The following is a 19,012-nucleotide window of genomic DNA, read 5'->3' on the forward strand; positions in this document are numbered from 1 at the left end:
CTGGCTCATGAAACTTTTGGACAATATTCTACAGTTTAACAAACAGTTTGTTGAACGCGGGGACTATAAAAAGTATGAAACAAGCAAATTCCCTGACAAAAAAATGGTCATCCTCTCTTGCATGGACACAAGGCTTGTTGAGCTTCTGCCGCACTCGATGAACATGCGGAACGGCGACGTAAAGATCATCAAATGCGCGGGCGCCCTTGTCGCCCATCCTTTTGGAAGCATTATGAGAAGCATCCTTGTCGCTGTATATGAATTGAATGCCGACGAGGTTTGCGTTATCGGCCATCATGACTGCGGGATGAGCAAGTTGAACTCCGAAAGCTTTTTGGACAAGGCAGTCAAGCGCGGCATTCCGAAAGAGCGGATTCAAACGCTTGAGTATTCAGGCGTCGATTTTGAGCAGTGGCTGAAAAGCTTCGAATCTGTAGAGGACAGCGTCAAAGACAGCGTCAACGTCATAAGAAACCATCCGCTTTTGCCGGAAGGCGTTCCTGTTCACGGGCTTGTCATCGATCCGGAAACGGGCAGACTTGACCTTGTTGTCAACGGCTATAAGGAAGAGCGCTAATCTTTTTGCTTTTTTTCAGGCACGGGATCAACGCCGCCGGGGTGAAACGGATGGCATTTCAGAATGCGCTTGACGGTCAGCCAGCCTCCTTTGAGGGCGCCGTGTTTCTCAATCGCTTCCAGCCCGTAATTTGAGCAGGTCGGATAAAAGCGGCAGGATGGCGGCAAAATGGGTGATATCCATTTTTGATACGTGCGGATGATCAGCAGGAACAGAGTTTTCATGTTTTCAGCACCTTTTTTTCTTCATATTATAATATAAGAAAAAAGCACACAAAACGAAAAAGCATTTACCTAAAAACATACCGGTAAAGTGTGATATAATCAAAAAAGACCGATAGAGGGGAGAGAGGAAACATGCCTTCAGTAGAAAGTTTTGAACTTGATCATAATGCAGTTAAAGCGCCTTATGTCAGACATTGCGGCGTTCACAAAGTCGGGACGGACGGCGTCGTCAACAAGTTTGACATCCGCTTTTGCCAACCGAATAAACAGGCGATGAAGCCTGATACCATCCATACACTGGAGCACCTGCTTGCATTTACGATCCGCACTTACGCGGAAAAATACGACCATTTCGATATTATCGACGTGTCGCCGATGGGCTGTCAGACGGGCTACTACCTAGTCGTAAGCGGTGAGCCGACTGCTGAAGAAATCGTCGATTTGCTTGAAGACACGTTTAAGAAAGCCGTCGAAGTGACGGAAATTCCGGCTGCAAACGAAACGCAGTGCGGCCAGGCGAAGCTTCACGATCTGGAAGGTGCGAAACGCATGATGCGCTTTTGGCTTTCACAAAATAAGGAAGATTTATTAAAGGTATTTGGATAATATCTTATAAACACCGGCTCTTTCCCTGAGCCGGTGTTTTTCATTTGTTCACAAAGAAAATAATGCCATAAATGCCGGAACTTTGCTATACTTGAATATGTGATACATCATATTTAAAAAAGGGTGATAGGGATGCGTTTGGGTAAATGGGTCATACTCTTTGTTTTAACGGCCGGCCTGTCAGCCTGCGGTCAGGCGGATAAACCGGCATCATCAGAACAGGAGCCCAGGTTATTGACTGCAAAGCTTACGGCGCCTGAGCATGCGGACAAAAATGAAAAGGCTGTCATTAAAGCGTCCGTGCTTTACGGGGACGAGCCTGTGGCAGATGCTGATGAAGTCGAGTTTGAAGTTTGGAAGTCCGGAAGCAAAGAGAAAAGCGAGCTTGAGAAAGCGAAAAATGAAGGAAAAGGGGTCTACAGCATTTCAAAAGCATTTCCGGAAGACGGGCTTTATAAAGTTCAGGTCCATGTCACAGCTAAGAAGCAGCATACGATGCCGGTAACGGAACTTAAAGTCGGTTCTGCAAAGGATCAGGCGGGAAAAGATGAAGAGGAAGAAAGCGGCCATCATCATTGATCAGGCCGTTCTTCTTCTATCTGGCGGCTCGGCGGAGGAGGGGGATCGATTCGATGCTGAAAGTCGTACGCTTTTGATGTCGTGACCAGTGATAATGCCAGTACAATGCCCGTAATCAAAATGCCTGCAACAATCCAGAAGATCATAAAAAACCTCCGTGTCCTTTTTACAATAGTTTACCATATCAGGAAACGGAAATCATGATCGCGAGTAAAAGAAATGTTTTCTGTACAAGCTAAACGGGTAAACCATAAGTAAATCAAAAGGAGGACGATAAGAGATGTCGGAAAAATTGAAAACAACGGTTAACAAACAAGTTGCAAATTGGACTGTCCTATACGTCAAACTACATAATTATCACTGGTATGTGAAAGGCAAAGATTTCTTTACGCTGCACGAAAAGTTTGAAGAGCTGTATACGGAAGCCGCCCAGTATATAGACGATTTGGCTGAACGCCTGCTGGCCATGCAAGGCTCTCCGGTCGGAACGATGAAGGAGTGTCTTGAAATCTCATCGATCAAAGAAGCGGACGGCGGCGAGACCGCAGAACAGATGGTACAAAATATTCATGATGACTTTTTGACGGTGGCCGAAGAGCTGAAAAGCGGAATGGAGCTTGCCGATGAAGTGAATGATGAAACGACGGGAGACATGCTTCTCGCCATTCATCAAACGATCGAAAAGCACAACTGGATGCTGAAGGCGTATTTGGGATAATGGATGGACCCGGGCTGATGCCCGGCCTTTTTTGTTCGTTTTAAAGCCTTTTTTATAAATTGTCAAACAATTCATCCAAGCCTTTCAAAGCCGCTTTTCATAGGATAAGCTATGAAAAGTCTTTTTTTGAAAGGATGTTGAAGCGCATGAACAGAGACTTAGGCATCTTTTCGCTATTTTCAATCTGGTTTTCACTTTTCGGATTTTTGTTTGGTGCAATCGAATATTTATTTTTAATATTAATTACGTTAATGGGTATTGAGTTTGTCTGTAACAGTTTAAACGAATGCGTGAACGATCACTTCACGGTCAAGAGCTTGTTTACACGGCTTGCGAATAAATTTGTTACGCTTTTTCTTATATCTGTGGCTCACTTTTTTGACCAGCTGCTTCAGACGGATAGTTCAATCCGCGATTTTTCGATCGTCTTTTATATTTTGTATGAGACATTTCTGATCGTCGGCACGGCTCATGCGCTGGGAATACCGGTTCCGCAGTTTTTGTTGGAAATTCATGAATTCGTTAAAAATAAACTGCGCCGAAAACCGTAACTTTTTGAAGCAACAGGCAATACTAACGAGAAAAAGGGATGATTGGCTTTGGAAAAAAGGACATACTATATTTCGGTTCAAGATGGAATGATTTCGCAGCATCCCGGCGCATCTCCCTGGGAATTTCAAATTTCGGCAACCGATGAGGATGTCATCCTGTTAAGGGAATATTTCGACCAGCTCTACTCCGAGGATTGGATTAACTTTTTCCGGGCGCACGTGCCGGCTGTCGAATACCATCATGACAGCTCAAATGATAAAATGGACGAACTTCGCCGGAACATTTATCAGATGCTTTACCGCCTCGGCAATGAAGAAACGAAAACATTCATCAGCGAGAACGGCCTTTGTGACATGAAATCCGCCGATTAAAGAAGCGACCTCTTCTTCAGAAAAGAAGAGGTTTTACATCGTGCAGTTATCTTCTGTTATTTAAAATGCTGCCGACGATACCGCCGAGTCCGCCCTGATCTTGACCATGATGCTCCGGCTGATTCGTCGTACCCTGGCGTGTATTCTGCCATGCGCTGTTTTGCGTCTCCGCCTTGTAGCGATTATCGTCAAGCCCCACCTTGAGCCCCGATTGTCTTTCAAACGGCTGAACGATCACGATCTGTCCCGGCTGTTGAAATTCGAACATATACGATTCTCCTGAAGTCTGCCCGATGACCGTTTTCCAGTTCACATCCAACGTTACCTTCGGAGCCGGTCCTGTCCAAGCGACGATTGCATCCGGATCGACGCGGCACGGACTTTCAAGAATGAGCGGGTTGCCGGCCGTTTTAACGGCCACTTGTGCACCTGTCCCGTTATATGTAAGCTTTGAAGTGAACAGTCCTTTTTGGGATAAAACGCCGACGCCGACGGGCGTAACGCCGTAATGGCAGTCTTCCGTAAACGCGAGCAAATCCTCGCTTTCCACAGAGACGCTCTGCCAAATTCCGTTCGGCTCCAGGTTAATCACCGTGACATGCTCGCCTTGATCGGCTAAATAGCAGACCCCGCGGCCGGTTACTTCCATCATCTCGAGATTTTCCCCAGTCAATTTTCTGCTCAAATGATTGAATACCTGCTTGACGATATTTCCCTGGTTTGTCCCGAGCAGCCGTTTGCTGTATTTCAATTGGCCCTGATCGGCGATCATTGCTCCTTTCTTCGCAAAAAAACGTCCGCTTCCTTCTGCTTTCAGTGTTAATTCTTGTACTGTATCAAAGTGAAAACTCAAAATATGACAACTCCTTGCTTGTCCAAAGCTAGCAATTTATGAAACTATCGTATCATACACGCAGATGTCATGCAGAAGGTTTCTATCCCATCCGATTTTTTGGCTTCCCAATACGGTGTTTTAGGGAGCGCTTTTTGTGAAACAATAAAATGAAAATTTACAGCTTGCAAATGTACAAAAGCACTACAGAAAAAACGGATATATGATATGATGAGTTGAAGAAGCAAGGAAACGGATTAGAGGGATCATGATGTACGAATTTAAAGACTTTTACCGGAACACGGTTCAGCTCTCCTTTGAAAATCATCCCTTTTCACAAGCGCCAAAGCATGTGTGGGTGATCTGCCGCTATCAAAATCAGTGGCTTTTAACGAATCACCAGGACAGAGGGTACGAGTTCCCCGGCGGCAAAGTAGAGCCTTTTGAAAATGCCGAGGAAGCAGCGCTGCGTGAAGTGAAAGAGGAGACGGGGGCTGATGTGAAAAAGCTGACATATATCGGGCAATATAAAGTCCTTGGCATGGAAAAAGTGATCATCAAAAATATTTACTTTGCCGAGATTGATAAAATTGAAAAACAGGAAACGTACTATGAGACGAAAGGTCCTGTTTTAATGGACGATCTGCCGGAGGATATAGCAAAAAACAGAAAATACAGCTTTATTATGAAAGACTCCGTCCTGAAAATCAGCCTTGAGAAGCTGAAAAAAGACGGCATGATCAAATAAAAGCCCCGCTTATCCGGGGCTTTTTCGATATTTATGTCCTTCCCCTCATCAATTTCCTCTCTAACAGCTCGACGCACTGGTACATGATCGTTGCAAAGACGGCGATGATCAAAAGGCTCAGCATCACGAGCGTGAAATTAAAGACCTGGAACCCGTAAATGATCATATAGCCGAGACCTTGTGCCGATACTAAAAATTCCCCGACGATGACGCCGACCCAGCTCAGCCCGACGTTTACTTTCAAAGCAGAAATGATTGTCGGAATCGATGCAGGAAGAAGCACTTCTTTAAAAATTTCGCTTTTTGTGGCGCCGAACGTTTTCATGACCTTTATATAATTTTCGTCGATTTCCTGAAAAGATGTATAGACGACAATCGTGGTAATGATCACGCTGATGATGGCGCCCATGGCGATGATGCTCGAAAGACTCGGGCCGATGGCGACGATGAGGATCGGGCCAAGCGCAACCTTGGGCATCGCATTAAGGACGACGAGATACGGATCCAATATTTTGGAAAGGCGCGGGAACCACCATAAAAGAGCGGCCAGAAACGTCCCGAGCAAAGTCCCGAAGAGAAAGCCGAGCATCGTTTCAAATACTGTGACACCGATGTGCCCGGGCAATGAACCGTCTCCCATTTTTTCAAGGAAAAGCGCCCAGACGGCCGAAGGGGAGCTGAAGATGAGCGGATCGATCCATGCCAATCGGCTGGCCGTTTCCCAGAGCGCGAAAAAAATGATAAAGATCGCAGCTTGATAAAAACGGACCCGCCTTTTTTCCGCCTGCTGCTGTTTTAAAAATTCCTGATGAAGGACATCAACTTTCTGCCCGATATTGTTCAAGGTGATTGAGCTCCTTCCATATGTTCTGAAAAAGGGATTGAAAATCCGGCTCCTGCCTTGCTTCAAAAGGTGTCATTCCTTTTAGGGAATCGGGGACGGCAAAGGTTTTATGAATCGTCCCGGGCTGTTTTGAAAACAGCAAAATCCGGTCGCTCATCGCAATCGCCTCACCGATATCATGGGTGACGAGAACGGCTGTTTTTTGATAGGTCTTTAATGTATCGAATACCAAATCTTCAAGGTTCAGTTTTGTCTGATAGTCAAGAGCTGAAAAGGGTTCATCCAAAAGCAGGATATCCGGGTCGACGGCAAGGGTGCGGGCGAGCGCGGCTCTCTGTCTCATGCCGCCTGAAAGCTCCTTCGGATATTTTTTTTCGACATGGTAAAGTCCGAGCTTTTCCAGCAGCTCCAAAGCGGTTTTTTCCGTCTCAGGGGTAAGATTGTTGGAAATATGCAAGCCGATTAAGACGTTTTCCTCAATGGTTTTCCAGGGAAATAAATAATCCTGCTGCAGCATGTAGCCGATTTGCAGGTCTTTTTCGCCGGGTTTGCGGTTTTCAATCAATACGCGTCCTGCTGTGGGAGACACGATGCCTGCGATGATTGACAACAGCGTCGTTTTGCCGCAGCCGCTCGGGCCGAGAAAGGAAACGAATTCGCCCTTTTCCGCTTCAAAGCTGATATTTTCGAGCGCTGCCGTTTTTTCTTTCAGGGAAAAATAAGTATGTGTGACATCCTGAACTTGCAAAAAAGACAATGCGGCCACCTCCTAGTGATTTTTTGTGACCTTTTCGGCGATCTTTGTATTGACCAGTTCGTGATGGGAGGTGCGTTTCGGCAGTTCGCCGGCTTCATCCATAATGGTTTGAAGCTGATTCCATTCCTCTTCATCCAAAATCGGATCGTGTGCAAAGGACTTTTGCTGTTTATACCGTTCGATCGACGATTCAAGGATCGAAGGTTCCGTATCTTTAAAAAACTGGTCCTGGATGCTCTGCGCGGCTTCTTTTGAAGAATGCGACTCGACCCATTGCTGCGCTTTGTAGATCGCCCGGGTGAATTTTTCCGCCGTTTTTTCGTTTTTCTTTAAATAGCTTTGTTTTGCCATAAATGTTGTATAGGGAATGCGGCCCGATTCTTTGCCGAAGGAGGCGACAATGCGGCCGATGCCTTCTTTTTCAAAAATGGAGGCCTGGGGTTCGAAAAGCTGAACGTAGTCACCTGTTCCGGAAGCGAAGCTGTTTGCAATATTCGCGAAATCAATCGTTTGGATTAAATCGATATCATTTTTCGGGTCAATGCCCTTCTGTTTTAAGACAAACTCTCCGGCCATTTGGGGCATTCCGCCTTTGCGCTGTCCGAGAAAGGTTTTTCCTTTCAGCTCTTCCCAGCCAAAGTTATCCGCTTTTTTGCGGGCGACGAGGAACGTTCCGTCAGTTTGGGTTAGCTGGGCAAAATTGATAGCGGGGTCGCTTGCGCCTTGAGCATTGACATAAATGGAAGTTTCAGAGCCGACAAGCGCGATATCGGCGCCGTTCGACAAGAGGGCCGTCATCGTTTTATCGCCGCCCCACGTCGTTTTCAGTTCGACATCCAAGCCCTCTTCCTTAAAAAAACCTTCGGAGATGGCGATATATAAAGGCGTATAGAAAACGGAACGGGTCACTTCCGCAAGCCGGACTTTTTCGGTTTTGACTCCGCTGCAGGAAGCGAGGATAAACAGCATCAGGGTGAAGGATAATATGTTAAAAAAGAAACGCTTCAAACCGATTTCCCTCCTTTAATTTCGGTTGCTTTCGGCATAAAATAGTTTATGTTAAATGCAAAACAGGTGTGAGGGACGACTGCGGATTATCAGAGGTGAGCAATACATGTGGATAGAAAAAAGGAGGTTCCCGTCTCCGAATAAACGGATTCGCCTGTTTTCCGTCACCTATTTGTCGCAGGGGCTCAAGGTCAAGGGGCTGCTTGCTGAACCGGCTGCTCCCGGCCGATATGACGGATTTTTGTATTTGCGCGGCGGGATCAAAAATGTCGGGATGGTCAGGCCCGGACGAATCGTCCAATTTGCTTCGCAAGGGTTTGTCGTCTTTGCGCCGTATTACAGAGGAAACCAGGGCGGTGAGGGCAATGAAGATTTTGCCGGAGACGATAGAGAAGATGCATTTGCGGCTTTTCGCCTGCTTCAGAATCACGAGCTTGTGAACGATCGGCGGGTCCACATTTTCGGGTTTTCAAGAGGCGGAATCATGGGCATCTTAACGGCCATAGAAATGGGATCTGCCGCCGCTTCATTCGCTTCCTGGGGAGGGGTCAGCGATATGGCCTTGACTTACCGCGAGCGCAAAGACTTGCGGCGAATGATGAAACGGGTCATTGGAGGCACGCCGGAAAAAGTGCCGGAAGCGTACGGGCGAAGGACGCCGTTTGACAAAGTCGGCAGCATCGAAGCGCCGGTGCTGCTCATCCACGGTGAAAAGGATGAGAATGTTTCGATCGAGCACGCGAGACACCTCGAACAGGAATTGATCAATCAAAAAAAATCGGTCGAAACATGGTATTTCAATCAGTTCACCCATTACTTTCCCCCGCAGGAGAACAGGCGGATTGTAAGGGACCTTGCGCAATGGATGAAAAGCAGGTAATGGACAAGCTATGGTAAACTAAAGCTGACAGATAAAAAGGAGGGGGATTTTCTGATGGGAATGCCTGTTGAATTTAATACGATGATCGTCACAAAAGGAAAAGAAACGCGGGTCGAGGAAAATGTATTTACGCTTGAAAAAGAAGGCTATCGTGTTTACCCTCTTCATGTGCCGATAGAAGTCAAAAAGACGAAGGGCGGCGATGTAACGGGGACCGCCCATGCGGAGCGCCTTGAATGGTCGGAAGGGCGCACTCATTTAACATATAGACTCGTTTCTTTAAATTCGACGAATTAAACATAAAAGCCAAGGCGCTGTCCGCGACCTTGGCTTTATCGTTAAATTAAAGGGCCTCCCGTTTTTTCCAGGTCTCCCGTGTTGGAAAACTTTTTGAAGTTCTTTTTGAACTCATTTGCCAACCGGATCGCTTTTTCTTCGTACTCTTTTTCATCCGCCCACGTTTTCGCAGGATCGAGCACCTGGTCAGGAACGCCTGGAACGTGGATCGGCGTATGCAGGCCGAAAATCCGGTCCGTTCTCATCTCGGTGTTGTCCAAATCCCCTTCGATTGCCGCGCGCACCATTGCCCTCGTGTAGGCGAGGCTCATTCTTTCCCCGATTCCGTAGCCTCCGCCGGTCCATCCCGTGTTGACAAGGAACACGCTGACTCCGTGTTCGTCAATTTTCTTGCCGAGCATTTCCGCGTAAACGTGAGCAGGAAGCGGAAGGAACGGCGAGCCGAAGCACGTTGAGAAGGTCGCTTCAGGAGAGGTGATGCCGCGTTCTGTTCCGGCAAGCTTGCTCGTATACCCGCTCAAGAAATGGTACATCGCCTGCTCTTTCGTCAGCTTGCTGATCGGAGGCAGCACGCCGAACGCATCTGCCGTTAAAAATACAATCGTCTGCGGATGTCCGGCAATACTTGGCAGTGCGATGTTATCGATCGCATCTATCGGATAGGCCGCTCTCGTGTTTTCCGTATAAAATGCGTCATCATAATCCGGCTCCCCGGTCGCATCGTCAACGACGACATTTTCCAGAACGGAGCCGAAGCGGATCGCCCGGTAAATCTGCGGCTCTTTTTCTTCGCTTAAATGTATGCATTTTGCATAGCAGCCGCCTTCAATATTGAAGATTCCCGTACTTGACCAGCCGTGTTCATCGTCTCCGATCAGCCTGCGGTTCGGATCTGCGGACAGCGTCGTTTTTCCCGTCCCGGATAATCCGAAGAAGAGAGCTGTGCCGCCTTCCTCGCCAATGTTGGCAGAACAGTGCATCGGCAAAATGTTTCGTTCGGGCAGAAGGTAGTTCATAATTGAAAAAATCGATTTTTTCATTTCTCCGGCGTATTCTGTACCCCCGATTAAGATGGTGCGCTTTTCAAACGATACGATGATGAACGTTTCCGATTTGGTGCCGTCGATCAGCGGATCGGCTTTGAAGTTCGGCGCCGAAAGAATCGTAAAAGGCTCTTCAGCCGCTTGCCGGGAGCGGCCGTCAGGTCTGATGAACAGCTGTCTCGCGAACAGGTTATGCCACGCAAATTCGTTGACGACAGTAATCGGAAGCCGGTATTTTTCGTCTGCACCTGCAAACCCCTCAAATACAAACAGTTCCTCGCGCTCCTTTAAATAGCTGACGACTTTCGTGTAAAGGCGGTCAAAAGCTTCTTCCGAAATCGGCTGATTCACAGCGCCCCAGTCGATTTTTTCTTTTGTGCTTTTTTCTTCCACGATGAATTTGTCTTTAGGAGAGCGGCCGGTATATGTACCGGTCGTCGCGCGCACGGCTCCGGATGATGTCAAAATTCCCTCTTTCCGATCAAGAACCTTTTCAACCAGATGGGGAACGGATAAATTAAATTGAACGTTTTTGCCTGACAATAACGTTTGTAAATCGTTCGTTACATCTACAGAGTTCATAAAAAACCTTCCTTTGCGTGTTATTTAATGTGTATAACATTAATGTAGAATTAGTATAACACATTTGTTCTTATAGTCTATACTGTTTATCAAATTTCGTGCGGGTTTTTTCTTTACGTCCGGAGTGCAAATTTATTTCTGCTTATATTGACATGACAAGTCATTTTAAGATAAGATATTTCATTGAGCGGATACTCTTATCCCGAGCTGGCGGAGGGACAGGCCCAATGAAGCCCAGCAACCGGTTTCTCTTCATCATCACAGTTTTCGAGACAACTACGGTGCTAACCTGATGCAAGGTTTTGACATACCTTGAGCGATAAGAGTGAAAGGCACGCACTACCAGACCCTTTCCTCAGCGAACAGGAAAAGGTTTTTTTATTGCATAAAAAATCATGCCTTCAGGAGGAAGGTACTGGGCGTTTTTCACATAAAAGTGAAAGGTTTTGGCCGGGTATCCGGGCAAAAGGAGATGCTAAAAAAGCCTCTTTCCATAGACGGCTTGGCGTCCCAATTAGCGAAGCCTTTCAGACGAGAGAGTATGAAGCCCGAGTATCGTCATATAATTAAGAGAGACGAGTTCCGTATCATACTTTAAGATCACGGCTGATCTTCATATACAGGAGGAAACATACATGAGCAAAAATCGTCGGTTATTTACATCAGAGTCAGTTACGGAGGGACATCCGGACAAAATTTGCGATCAGATTTCGGATAGTATATTAGACGAAATTTTAAAGAAAGATCCGAATGCCCGCGTTGCATGCGAAACATCTGTGACGACCGGTTTGGTGCTGGTAAGCGGTGAAATCACGACATCCACGTACGTGGATATCCCGAAAACGGTTCGTGAAACGATTAAAGAAATTGGATACACGCGCGCAAAATACGGCTTTGATGCAGAAACGTGCGCGGTGTTGACGTCGATAGATGAGCAGTCTCCGGATATTGCGATGGGGGTTGACCAGGCGCTTGAAGCACGCGAAGGAGCGATGAGCGACGCTGAAATCGAAGCGATCGGAGCCGGTGACCAAGGCTTGATGTTCGGTTTTGCGTGCAATGAAACAAAAGAGCTCATGCCTCTGCCGATTTCCCTTGCTCACAAACTGTCCCGCCGTTTGACTGAAGTTCGTAAAGAGGAAATTCTTCCATACTTGCGTCCGGACGGAAAAACGCAGGTGACCGTTGAGTATGATGAGAATAACAAACCGGTCCGCATCGATACAATCGTTATTTCTACGCAGCACCATCCGGAAATTTCGCTGGAACAGATTCAGCGCAATCTGAAAGAACATGTGATTAACCCGGTTGTTCCGCAAGACCTGATCGATGAAAATACAAAATATTTTATTAACCCGACAGGCCGCTTTGTTATCGGAGGACCGCAAGGCGATGCAGGCTTGACAGGACGAAAAATCATCGTTGACACATACGGCGGATACGCGCGCCACGGCGGCGGAGCGTTCTCCGGAAAAGACGCGACCAAAGTCGACAGATCCGCGGCTTATGCAGCGAGATATGTGGCGAAAAACATCGTGGCAGCAGGGCTTGCTGATTCATGCGAAGTGCAGCTTGCTTATGCGATCGGCGTCGCACAGCCTGTATCCATTTCAGTCAATACGTTCGGCACCGGCAAAGCCAGCGAAGAGAAATTGATCGAAGTGGTTCGCGAAAACTTTGATTTGAGACCTGCCGGCATTATCAAAATGCTTGACTTGCGCCGTCCGATCTACAAACAAACGGCAGCTTACGGACATTTTGGACGCCCTGATCTTGATCTGCCTTGGGAGCGCACGGATAAAGCAGATCAATTGCGCAAAGAGGCGTTAGGGGAATAATCGCATAGCCGCTTACATAAGCGGCTTTGTTTTTGATGGCAAAAATAGCGGGTTTTGAAACTTGAAAAATATCCAGATTGACTATCGTTTTTTGTTAGAAAACAAGGATTCTAATGTGAACATTTTTCAGGTATTTTGAAACGTTTTTCTTTAAACACATGTCTAATAAAGCAGCAGATACAGTCTGCTTCGAAATCTTAAACAATCGGAGGCAATACTATGTGTGGATTTGTAGGGGTATTCAATCATCGCCCATCATCCGAGACAGCAGCCCAGGAAGAATTAATTAAGCAAATGAACGAATTGATTGTACACCGCGGTCCGGACGATGATGGGTACTATCATGATGAACATGTAGGCTTCGGATTTAGAAGACTGAGCATCATCGATGTGGAAAACGGGGGACAGCCTCTGTCATATGAAGATGATTCATACTGGATTATTTTTAACGGAGAAATCTATAACTATATAGAGCTTAAGGAAGAACTGATCTCAAAAGACTATGAATTTAAGACTGATTCCGATACGGAAGTTCTTCTTGCGACATACCGCCATTACAAACAAGAAGCGGCGGCAAAGCTGCGGGGAATGTTCGCGTTTTTGATCTGGGATAAACAAGAGCAGCTTCTGTACGGCGCGCGCGATCCGTTTGGAATCAAACCGCTCTATTTCACGAAAACGGACGGACACGTCTACTTCGCATCAGAGAGAAAAAGTCTGATGCCTGTCAGCGCCGATGTGGAGTTTAATGAAAAGGCGCTTCAGCAGTATGCTTCATTCCAATTTGTTCCTGAACCTGAAACGCTTGATCAAAAGGTTCAGAAAGTGGAGCCGGGCCAGCAATTTACGATTCGTCCGAATGAAGACATTCAATTTAAAACGTACTGGAAAGTCCAATTTAAGCCTGTGCAGACGGACGAGGACAAGCTTGTCCAAGAGGTGAGGGACGCCATCTTTGATTCCGTCAAAGTACATATGAGAAGCGACGTGCCTGTCGGTTCATTCCTTTCAGGCGGTATCGATTCTTCCTTTATCGTGTCCGTTGCCAAGCAATTTCATCCAAATTTAAAAACGTTCTCGGTCGGTTTTGAACATGAAGGCTTCAGTGAAGTCGACGTGGCGAAAGAAACCGCCGAAAAGCTCGGTCTGGAAAACTTCAGCACGGTTATTTCGCCTGAAGAGTACATGAATGAGCTTCCGAAGATCGTCTGGCATTTGGATGACCCGCTTGCAGATCCTGCAGCGATTCCTTTGTATTTTGTCGCTAAGGAAGCGAAAAAACAAGTGACGGTCGTCTTGTCCGGAGAAGGGGCGGATGAGCTTTTCGGCGGATATAACATTTACCGCGAGCCGCTGTCATTAAAGCCGTTCGAACGGATTCCGTCTCCTTTGAAAAAGATGCTTCTCTACGTGGCGTCTGCGATGCCTGAGGGCATGAAAGGGAAAAGCTTCTTAATGAGGGGATGCACGCCTCTTGAAGAGAGATATATCGGCAATGCGAAGATTTTCGAAGAAGGCATGAAATCGAAGCTTCTTCGCCAATATGACGAACATATCACATACCGTGATGTGACAAAGCCGTTTTTTGAAGAAAGCAAGTCTTACAGCGACATTAACAAAATGCAGTATGTCGACATTCATACGTGGCTGCGCGGCGATATTTTGCTGAAAGCAGATAAAATGACGATGGCCAATTCCCTTGAACTCCGGGTTCCGTTCTTGGATAAAGTCGTCTTTGAAGCGGCTTCCAAAATTCCGGAAGAGCTCAAAACGAAAAACGGCACGACAAAGTATCTGCTTAGAAAAGCGGCTGAAGGCATCGTTCCTGAACACGTGCTAAACCGCAAAAAGCTGGGCTTCCCTGTGCCGATCCGCCACTGGCTGAAAAATGAAATGCATGACTGGGCCGTGGGCATTATTAAAGAGAGTCAAACAGATGCATATATTCATAAAGATTATGTGCTTCAGCTTCTTGAAGACCATTGCGCCAACAAAGCGGATAACAGCCGCAAAATCTGGACAGTCCTCATCTTCATGATCTGGCACAGCATTTTCGTTGAAAAGCGCTTTGTGCCGGAAGAGCTGAACCATCAGCCGAAGGAAGTCATTATCGTATAAGCATAAGAAAAAGGTTTTCGATGTATCGAAAACCTTTTTCTTTTTTTAAGCCGTCCTTTCTCCGGAACATTCGGCAAGCACGCCTTCGCATTCGGAGAGGAGTCTTTCAAAAATGGCGTCCCACGATTGCGCGAGCGCATAGCTCCGCGCTTCTTCCCCCATCTGTTTTTTCAATCCGTCGTTTGATAGGATTTCTAAAATGTGTGCGGCAAAGGCTTCCGGGTTTTTCGGCTCTGCAAGAAACCCGTTCTTTCCGTGCTGAATGAAGTCTTTCAGGCCTCCGGAGTCTGCCCCGACCACCGGAGTTCCGCACGCGAGCGCTTCAAGGGCCGCGTTTCCGAACGTTTCCGTCGGCGAAGGAAACACAAACAAGTCTGAGCTTGCATAAATGCTTGAGAGCTCTTCGCCTTTGACATAGCCGGCAAAGGTCATGTTGGCGGGAGCGCGTTTTTCAAGCTCTTTTTTGAATGGGCCGTCTCCGGCGATCAGCCAGTGAACATCCTTTTGCAATGATGGGTGGTCTGCAGTCATGAGCAGGGTCTCAAGGTCTTTTTCAGGTGCGAGCCGGCCGACATAGCTGAGCAAATATCTTTCCTTTATTCCATACTGCTCCCGCACCTTTTCAGTGCGAAAAGCCGGATTGAATAAACAGCAGTCGACGCCGCGCTTCCAAATGGACAGATTTCTGAACTGCCTCATCTTTAGCTGCCGCAGCGTTTCGTGCGAAGGAACAAAGATTTTTTGAAAAGATTTATGAAACCAATGCATATACTTCCATAAAAGCTTGGAAAACATGTGCAGGTCATAATAGGCGAGGTACTGGTCAAAGTCGGTATGATACGAACCTACGACGGGGATATTCGATTTTTTCGCGTATTTCAGCCCCGCCAGGCCGATGTTAAACGGGGTAGCGATATGGATGAGGTCAGGCCTGAATTCGCGAAGCTCTGCTTTCATTTGAATGAGATTGGGAAGGGCGAGCCGGCATTCGGGGTATAGAAAGAACGGCAGGCTTGCAAAACGGCGGATACTGCTGGAAAACTGTGTTTCATGCGTGCTTTCCGGTGCAAACACTTTATACGGAATTCCTTTTTTCTCCAGAAAGTCTGTATACCTCTTTAACGTTCTGGCGCAGCCGTTGACATCGGGTGTAAAGGTGTCGGTAAAAATGGCAACTTTCATCGTTTCCCCTCCTGATGGTTGTTTCTTAACATTTGGCGAAATCTGGAAGAAACGGTTCTCACATGATCATACATGACAATATTCCGGCTGAGACGCCAAGCACCATTCCGGCCAGCACATCTGACGGATAGTGAAGGCCCAGATAGATTCTTGAGAGGCCGACTGTGATTCCGGCCGGGATTAATAAAAGCGCCAGTATCGGAAAGAATACGATTACCGGTGTAATCACGGAAAATACGGCTGTCGTATGTCCGGATGGAAAGGAATGGTCCTTTAACGGATTGTTCAGCACCTTTGCCTGTTTCAGCGTTATATACGGGCGCTTTCTCGGATAAAGCTTTTTGATGAGCAAGACCTGCAGATGGCTGAGGAGAAGCGCAAGTGCAGAGGCGGCACCGGCAAGACGAATATTTCCTTCGCCGAACACAATCGGTAGAAGCGAAGCGAAAATGGTGCAAAAAGCTCCCCCTAAATGGGTTGAAGAGCGAAAATAACGATTTAATGCTTTTTGATGGAACAAGCTGTTCATACCGAGGAAAATTCTGCATTCAAAGTTGTACATGCCGATCATCAGTTTATTCAGCGTGATAACCCCCTTAGGCGAATGATAGCTCGCTTTTATTGTAAAAAATGAATGTTTAGCAAATGATAAGTATTTGTAAAGATTTCGGAAACGAAAAAAAGCCGCAGGCGCTATGGCTGCAGACGGCAGAAAAAGGTTTTTGCTTAATTTATGGCGAAAAAAATGGTAAAGTTGTAGCAAAGCTAGTCTTTTTGTTGAAGGGACTTGTAGTATTGTCCTTTTTCAATGTATTCTTTGCGTATTCTTTCCATATCCTGTTTGTCACTGTCGGTTAACGGACGAATGACTTTGGCGGGCCTGCCGAAAGCAAGATGAAACGGCGGGATTTTTTTCCCGGGCGGGACAAGGCTTCCAGCACCGATAAAAGCGCCTTCGCCGATCTCGGCTTCGTCGAGGATAATCGACCCCATTCCGATAAGGGCATGCTTTCGAATCACAGCGCTATGCAATGTGACCTGATGGCCGACCGTCACGCCATCCTCGATCAAAAGGGGGCGGTTCGGGCTTTGATGCAGACAAGAAAGGTCTTGAATATTGACGCCTTTTCCTATCCGGACCGGTGCGACATCCCCGCGGATGACGGAGGAAAACCAGATGCTAGAGTGCTCTCCGATCGTAACATCTCCGGTGATGCACGCGTTGTCGGCGATAAACGCCGTTTTATGAATGAGCGGTTCGGTATCTTTATAAGGGTAAATCATGAGTTCCATCCTTTCATTTACGTGTTTTAAAAATATAGCGCGAGGTGGTCAAGCATGTTTTGCGTGGAAGCGGAAAGACCTGTTGCTTCAATCGTCATCGTCCATGGGGCCTGTGAGCATCACGGGCGGTATAAATGGCTGTCCGACATGTGGCGTTCATCCGGATACAATGTCGTCATGGACGATCTGCCCGGACAGGGCACATCGACAAGAGCAAGAGGACATATACGGTCGTTTCAAGAATATATTGATGAAGTAGACAAATGGATTGACAAGGCAAAATCGTTTCGGCTGCCGGTATTTCTCCTCGGACACAGCATGGGCGGACTTGTCGCAATTGAGTGGTTCAAGCAGCACGAAAATGGCATTAACGGTCTCATTTTATCATCCCCTTGTCTCGGGCTGCAATTAAAGCTAAAACCGAACAAATTGGTGGACGTGCTCTCTAAAGGGCTGAATGTCATGGCTCCGTCCCTTTTGTTCGAATCCGGCATTACGCCCGACAAAGCGACGAGAAACAAAGAACTCATCGAAATGGCCGACAATGATCCGTTGTATTTTACAAAAGTTTCCGTCAGATGGTATCATGAGCTATTAAAAGCAATGAAAAGCGCGCTGGAGCCGGCTGACACGTTTCTCAACATCCCTTTGCTTGTCATGCAGGCCGGCACAGATTTGATCGTCGATAAAAAAATGACAGTCAAAGGTTTGATCAGCTTGCATCCCGAAATAAAGCATACAGGGAATGGGAGGGCTTGTATCACGAGATCTTTAATGAGCCTGAACGAGAGGACGTTTTTAAAGCGGCAAAAGCGTTTGCAGATCAATATATCACGTAATGGAGGTGCATTCTTTGTCAGTACCGGAGCATCCGTTAGGATTAATGGCAAAAGTATACAGAGAGGTTTTTCCGCTCGTCCATCAGGAATTAGACAAATGGCGGACGAAGGCAGAAAACATTGAAAACTCTGAGCTGAAAATGCAGGCGTTGGCAAGCATCAGGCAAAAAACCTTTCACTGTGAAGGCGGCGGCATATTGGCGCTTCTTTCAGGAGAGAAGATCAGGCAGTCGATCCGCTTTATTACCGCCTATCAGACGATAAGCGACTACCTTGATAACTTATGCGACCGCAGCACCTCGCTTGATCCGGACGATTTCGCCATGCTTCATCAATCGATGAAAGACGCGTTGACTGTCGGCGCGGAGCTGAAAAACTATTACCGGTTCAGGGAAGATCAAGAAGACTGCGGCTATTTGCACGAGCTGGTCAAAACATGCCAGGACGTTCTGGCCGATATCGAAAACTACGGCTTGATCAAAGAGCACCTGCTTGAGCTTTGCAGCTATTACTGCGACCTGCAAGTCCATAAACACGTCATTGAGCATGAACGCGTGCCGCGGCTTGAGGCCTGGTTCGACAAATACAAATCCGCTTTGCCTAAAATGGAATGGTATGAATTTTCAGCGTGTGCAGGCTCGACGCTCGGCATTTTTTGTTTAGTATCGTATTCCGTCCGGCCGGACTTTACAGAAGCGATGGCCCGAAAAATACGAGACAGCTATTTTCCGTACATACAGGGATTGCACATTTTGCTTGATTATTTGATCGATCAAGAGGAAGATTTGATCGGCGGAGACTTGAACTTTTGCACCTATTATTCATCACATTCTGAAATGATGGAAAGGCTTGAGCATTTTATCGAAATGGCGGATAAGCATTTGCGCGGCATCCCGCATGAAAATTTTCACCGCTTGATCAACAGGGGTCTGTTGGGCGTTTATTTGTCAGATGACAAAGTAGCGGGCCAGAAGGAAATCGGCCGGCTTGCGAAAAAACTGATCAAAGCGAGCGGCAAAACGTCTTTCTTTTTCTATATTAACGGCAGGGCATACCGCAAAATTCAAAAAATGCCCTGGATGAAAAGCTCGTAATAAAAAGCTCAAACCGGTCATCGGTTTGAGCTTTAATGT

Annotated in this window: 22 protein-coding genes, 1 pseudogene and 1 riboswitch; of the genes and pseudogenes, 13 read left to right on the forward strand and 10 right to left on the reverse strand. The window is 46.8% G+C overall.

Annotated features, from left to right (window positions below):
- Window positions 1-7 precede the first annotated feature (7 nt).
- Window positions 8-577, forward strand: coding sequence for a beta-class carbonic anhydrase (locus tag AB447_RS06005; protein WP_048355279.1), 570 nt, complete (start codon window positions 8-10; stop codon window positions 575-577).
- On the opposite strand, the gene yidD is transcribed toward AB447_RS06005, so the two are convergent.
- Window positions 574-801 (reverse strand): membrane protein insertion efficiency factor YidD, encoded by a 228-nt coding sequence (gene yidD / locus AB447_RS06010; protein WP_046131357.1) that lies wholly within the window; start codon window positions 799-801, stop codon window positions 574-576. The genes AB447_RS06005 and yidD overlap by 4 nt on opposite strands.
- Window positions 802-933: 132 nt before the next feature.
- Here yidD and AB447_RS06015 point away from each other — a divergent pair, with 132 nt between their 5' ends.
- Together AB447_RS06015 and AB447_RS06020 are read left to right on the forward strand one after the other, a co-directional pair.
- Window positions 934-1,407 carry an S-ribosylhomocysteine lyase gene (locus AB447_RS06015; RefSeq protein WP_048355278.1) on the forward strand — a complete coding sequence of 158 codons (474 nt, stop codon included), beginning with the start codon at window positions 934-936 and terminating at the stop codon, window positions 1,405-1,407.
- Between the two features lie 132 nt (window positions 1,408-1,539).
- The gene (locus AB447_RS06020; protein WP_048355277.1) at window positions 1,540-1,986 is read left to right on the forward strand and encodes a FixH family protein; all 447 of its coding nucleotides are present in this window, start codon (window positions 1,540-1,542) and stop codon (window positions 1,984-1,986) included.
- Here AB447_RS06020 and ytzI read toward each other — a convergent pair.
- The gene (gene ytzI / locus AB447_RS25720) at window positions 1,980-2,132 is read right to left on the reverse strand and encodes a YtzI protein (RefSeq protein WP_096891879.1); all 153 of its coding nucleotides are present in this window, start codon (window positions 2,130-2,132) and stop codon (window positions 1,980-1,982) included. The genes AB447_RS06020 and ytzI overlap by 7 nt on opposite strands.
- A 134-nt stretch (window positions 2,133-2,266) precedes the next feature.
- On the opposite strand from ytzI, the gene AB447_RS06025 reads away from it, so the two are divergent.
- The 3 genes from AB447_RS06025 to AB447_RS06035 all read left to right on the forward strand — a co-directional run bounded on the left by AB447_RS06025 (window position 2,267) and on the right by AB447_RS06035 (window position 3,627).
- Window positions 2,267-2,704, forward strand: coding sequence for a Dps family protein (locus AB447_RS06025; RefSeq protein ID WP_048355276.1), 438 nt, complete (start codon window positions 2,267-2,269; stop codon window positions 2,702-2,704).
- 146 nt (window positions 2,705-2,850) lie between these two features.
- Complete coding sequence (locus tag AB447_RS06030; protein WP_048355275.1) at window positions 2,851-3,255, forward strand: phage holin family protein; 405 nt, start codon at window positions 2,851-2,853, stop codon at window positions 3,253-3,255.
- A gap of 48 nt (window positions 3,256-3,303) precedes the next feature.
- Window positions 3,304-3,627: a hypothetical protein gene (locus AB447_RS06035; RefSeq protein ID WP_048355274.1), complete on the forward strand. Its 324-nt coding sequence runs from the start codon at window positions 3,304-3,306 to the stop codon at window positions 3,625-3,627.
- Window positions 3,628-3,673: 46 nt separating this feature from the next.
- Here the strand turns inward: AB447_RS06035 and AB447_RS06040 are convergent, their stop codons facing one another.
- The gene (locus AB447_RS06040) at window positions 3,674-4,480 is read right to left on the reverse strand and encodes an AIM24 family protein (RefSeq protein WP_048355273.1); all 807 of its coding nucleotides are present in this window, start codon (window positions 4,478-4,480) and stop codon (window positions 3,674-3,676) included.
- 250 nt (window positions 4,481-4,730) lie between these two features.
- Between AB447_RS06040 and ytkD the strand changes: the two genes are divergently transcribed.
- Window positions 4,731-5,207 carry an RNA deprotection pyrophosphohydrolase gene (gene ytkD, locus AB447_RS06045; RefSeq protein ID WP_048355272.1) on the forward strand — a complete coding sequence of 159 codons (477 nt, stop codon included), beginning with the start codon at window positions 4,731-4,733 and terminating at the stop codon, window positions 5,205-5,207.
- Between the two features lie 31 nt (window positions 5,208-5,238).
- On the opposite strand, the gene AB447_RS06050 is transcribed toward ytkD, so the two are convergent.
- Genes AB447_RS06050 through AB447_RS06060 form a run of 3 tightly spaced genes read right to left on the reverse strand, consistent with a single transcriptional unit; the run spans window position 5,239 to window position 7,777 of the window.
- Window positions 5,239-6,051 carry an ABC transporter permease gene (locus AB447_RS06050; RefSeq protein ID WP_048355271.1) on the reverse strand — a complete coding sequence of 271 codons (813 nt, stop codon included), beginning with the start codon at window positions 6,049-6,051 and terminating at the stop codon, window positions 5,239-5,241.
- Window positions 6,026-6,808: an ABC transporter ATP-binding protein gene (locus AB447_RS06055; RefSeq protein ID WP_048355270.1), complete on the reverse strand. Its 783-nt coding sequence runs from the start codon at window positions 6,806-6,808 to the stop codon at window positions 6,026-6,028. The genes AB447_RS06050 and AB447_RS06055 overlap by 26 nt, the downstream gene beginning before the upstream one ends.
- A gap of 12 nt (window positions 6,809-6,820) precedes the next feature.
- On the reverse strand, window positions 6,821-7,777 hold the full coding sequence (locus AB447_RS06060) for an ABC transporter substrate-binding protein (RefSeq protein ID WP_232517724.1): 957 nt from the start codon (window positions 7,775-7,777) through the stop codon (window positions 6,821-6,823).
- Between the two features lie 145 nt (window positions 7,778-7,922).
- Here AB447_RS06060 and AB447_RS06065 point away from each other — a divergent pair, with 145 nt between their 5' ends.
- Together AB447_RS06065 and AB447_RS06070 are read left to right on the forward strand one after the other, a co-directional pair.
- Window positions 7,923-8,696 carry an alpha/beta hydrolase family protein gene (locus tag AB447_RS06065; RefSeq protein ID WP_048355268.1) on the forward strand — a complete coding sequence of 258 codons (774 nt, stop codon included), beginning with the start codon at window positions 7,923-7,925 and terminating at the stop codon, window positions 8,694-8,696.
- Window positions 8,697-8,750: 54 nt separating this feature from the next.
- On the forward strand, window positions 8,751-8,993 hold the full coding sequence (locus tag AB447_RS06070; RefSeq protein WP_048355267.1) for a DUF2584 domain-containing protein: 243 nt from the start codon (window positions 8,751-8,753) through the stop codon (window positions 8,991-8,993).
- A gap of 41 nt (window positions 8,994-9,034) precedes the next feature.
- Here AB447_RS06070 and pckA read toward each other — a convergent pair whose 3' ends face one another.
- Window positions 9,035-10,618, reverse strand: a complete 1,584-nt coding sequence (gene pckA / locus AB447_RS06075; protein ID WP_048355266.1) for a phosphoenolpyruvate carboxykinase (ATP) — start codon at window positions 10,616-10,618, stop codon at window positions 9,035-9,037.
- A gap of 194 nt (window positions 10,619-10,812) precedes the next feature.
- A riboswitch (SAM riboswitch) is annotated at window positions 10,813-10,944 on the forward strand.
- Window positions 10,945-11,253: 309 nt separating this feature from the next.
- On the opposite strand from pckA, the gene metK reads away from it, so the two are divergent.
- Complete coding sequence (gene metK, locus AB447_RS06080; protein WP_048355265.1) at window positions 11,254-12,456, forward strand: methionine adenosyltransferase; 1,203 nt, start codon at window positions 11,254-11,256, stop codon at window positions 12,454-12,456.
- A 219-nt stretch (window positions 12,457-12,675) separates the two neighbouring features.
- The gene (gene asnB, locus AB447_RS06085; RefSeq protein WP_048355264.1) at window positions 12,676-14,574 is read left to right on the forward strand and encodes an asparagine synthase (glutamine-hydrolyzing); all 1,899 of its coding nucleotides are present in this window, start codon (window positions 12,676-12,678) and stop codon (window positions 14,572-14,574) included.
- Between the two features lie 45 nt (window positions 14,575-14,619).
- Here the strand turns inward: asnB and AB447_RS06090 are convergent, their stop codons facing one another.
- From AB447_RS06090 to AB447_RS06100, 3 genes are all read right to left on the reverse strand, one after another.
- Window positions 14,620-15,756: a glycosyltransferase family 4 protein gene (locus tag AB447_RS06090; RefSeq protein ID WP_048355263.1), complete on the reverse strand. Its 1,137-nt coding sequence runs from the start codon at window positions 15,754-15,756 to the stop codon at window positions 14,620-14,622.
- Window positions 15,757-15,814: 58 nt separating this feature from the next.
- Complete coding sequence (locus AB447_RS06095) at window positions 15,815-16,327, reverse strand: phosphatase PAP2 family protein (RefSeq protein ID WP_172796324.1); 513 nt, start codon at window positions 16,325-16,327, stop codon at window positions 15,815-15,817.
- Window positions 16,328-16,521: 194 nt separating this feature from the next.
- Window positions 16,522-17,040: a gamma carbonic anhydrase gene (locus AB447_RS06100; protein WP_046129340.1), complete on the reverse strand. Its 519-nt coding sequence runs from the start codon at window positions 17,038-17,040 to the stop codon at window positions 16,522-16,524.
- 54 nt (window positions 17,041-17,094) lie between these two features.
- On the opposite strand from AB447_RS06100, the pseudogene AB447_RS06105 reads away from it, so the two are divergent.
- Window positions 17,095-17,879 (forward strand): annotated as a pseudogene (locus AB447_RS06105) (lysophospholipase).
- A gap of 14 nt (window positions 17,880-17,893) precedes the next feature.
- The gene (locus AB447_RS06110; protein ID WP_048355262.1) at window positions 17,894-18,973 is read left to right on the forward strand and encodes a tetraprenyl-beta-curcumene synthase family protein; all 1,080 of its coding nucleotides are present in this window, start codon (window positions 17,894-17,896) and stop codon (window positions 18,971-18,973) included.
- The last annotated feature ends 39 nt before the right edge of the window (window positions 18,974-19,012 follow it).

The organism is Bacillus glycinifermentans, assembly GCF_001042475.2.
Lineage (GTDB): Bacteria > Bacillota > Bacilli > Bacillales > Bacillaceae > Bacillus > Bacillus glycinifermentans.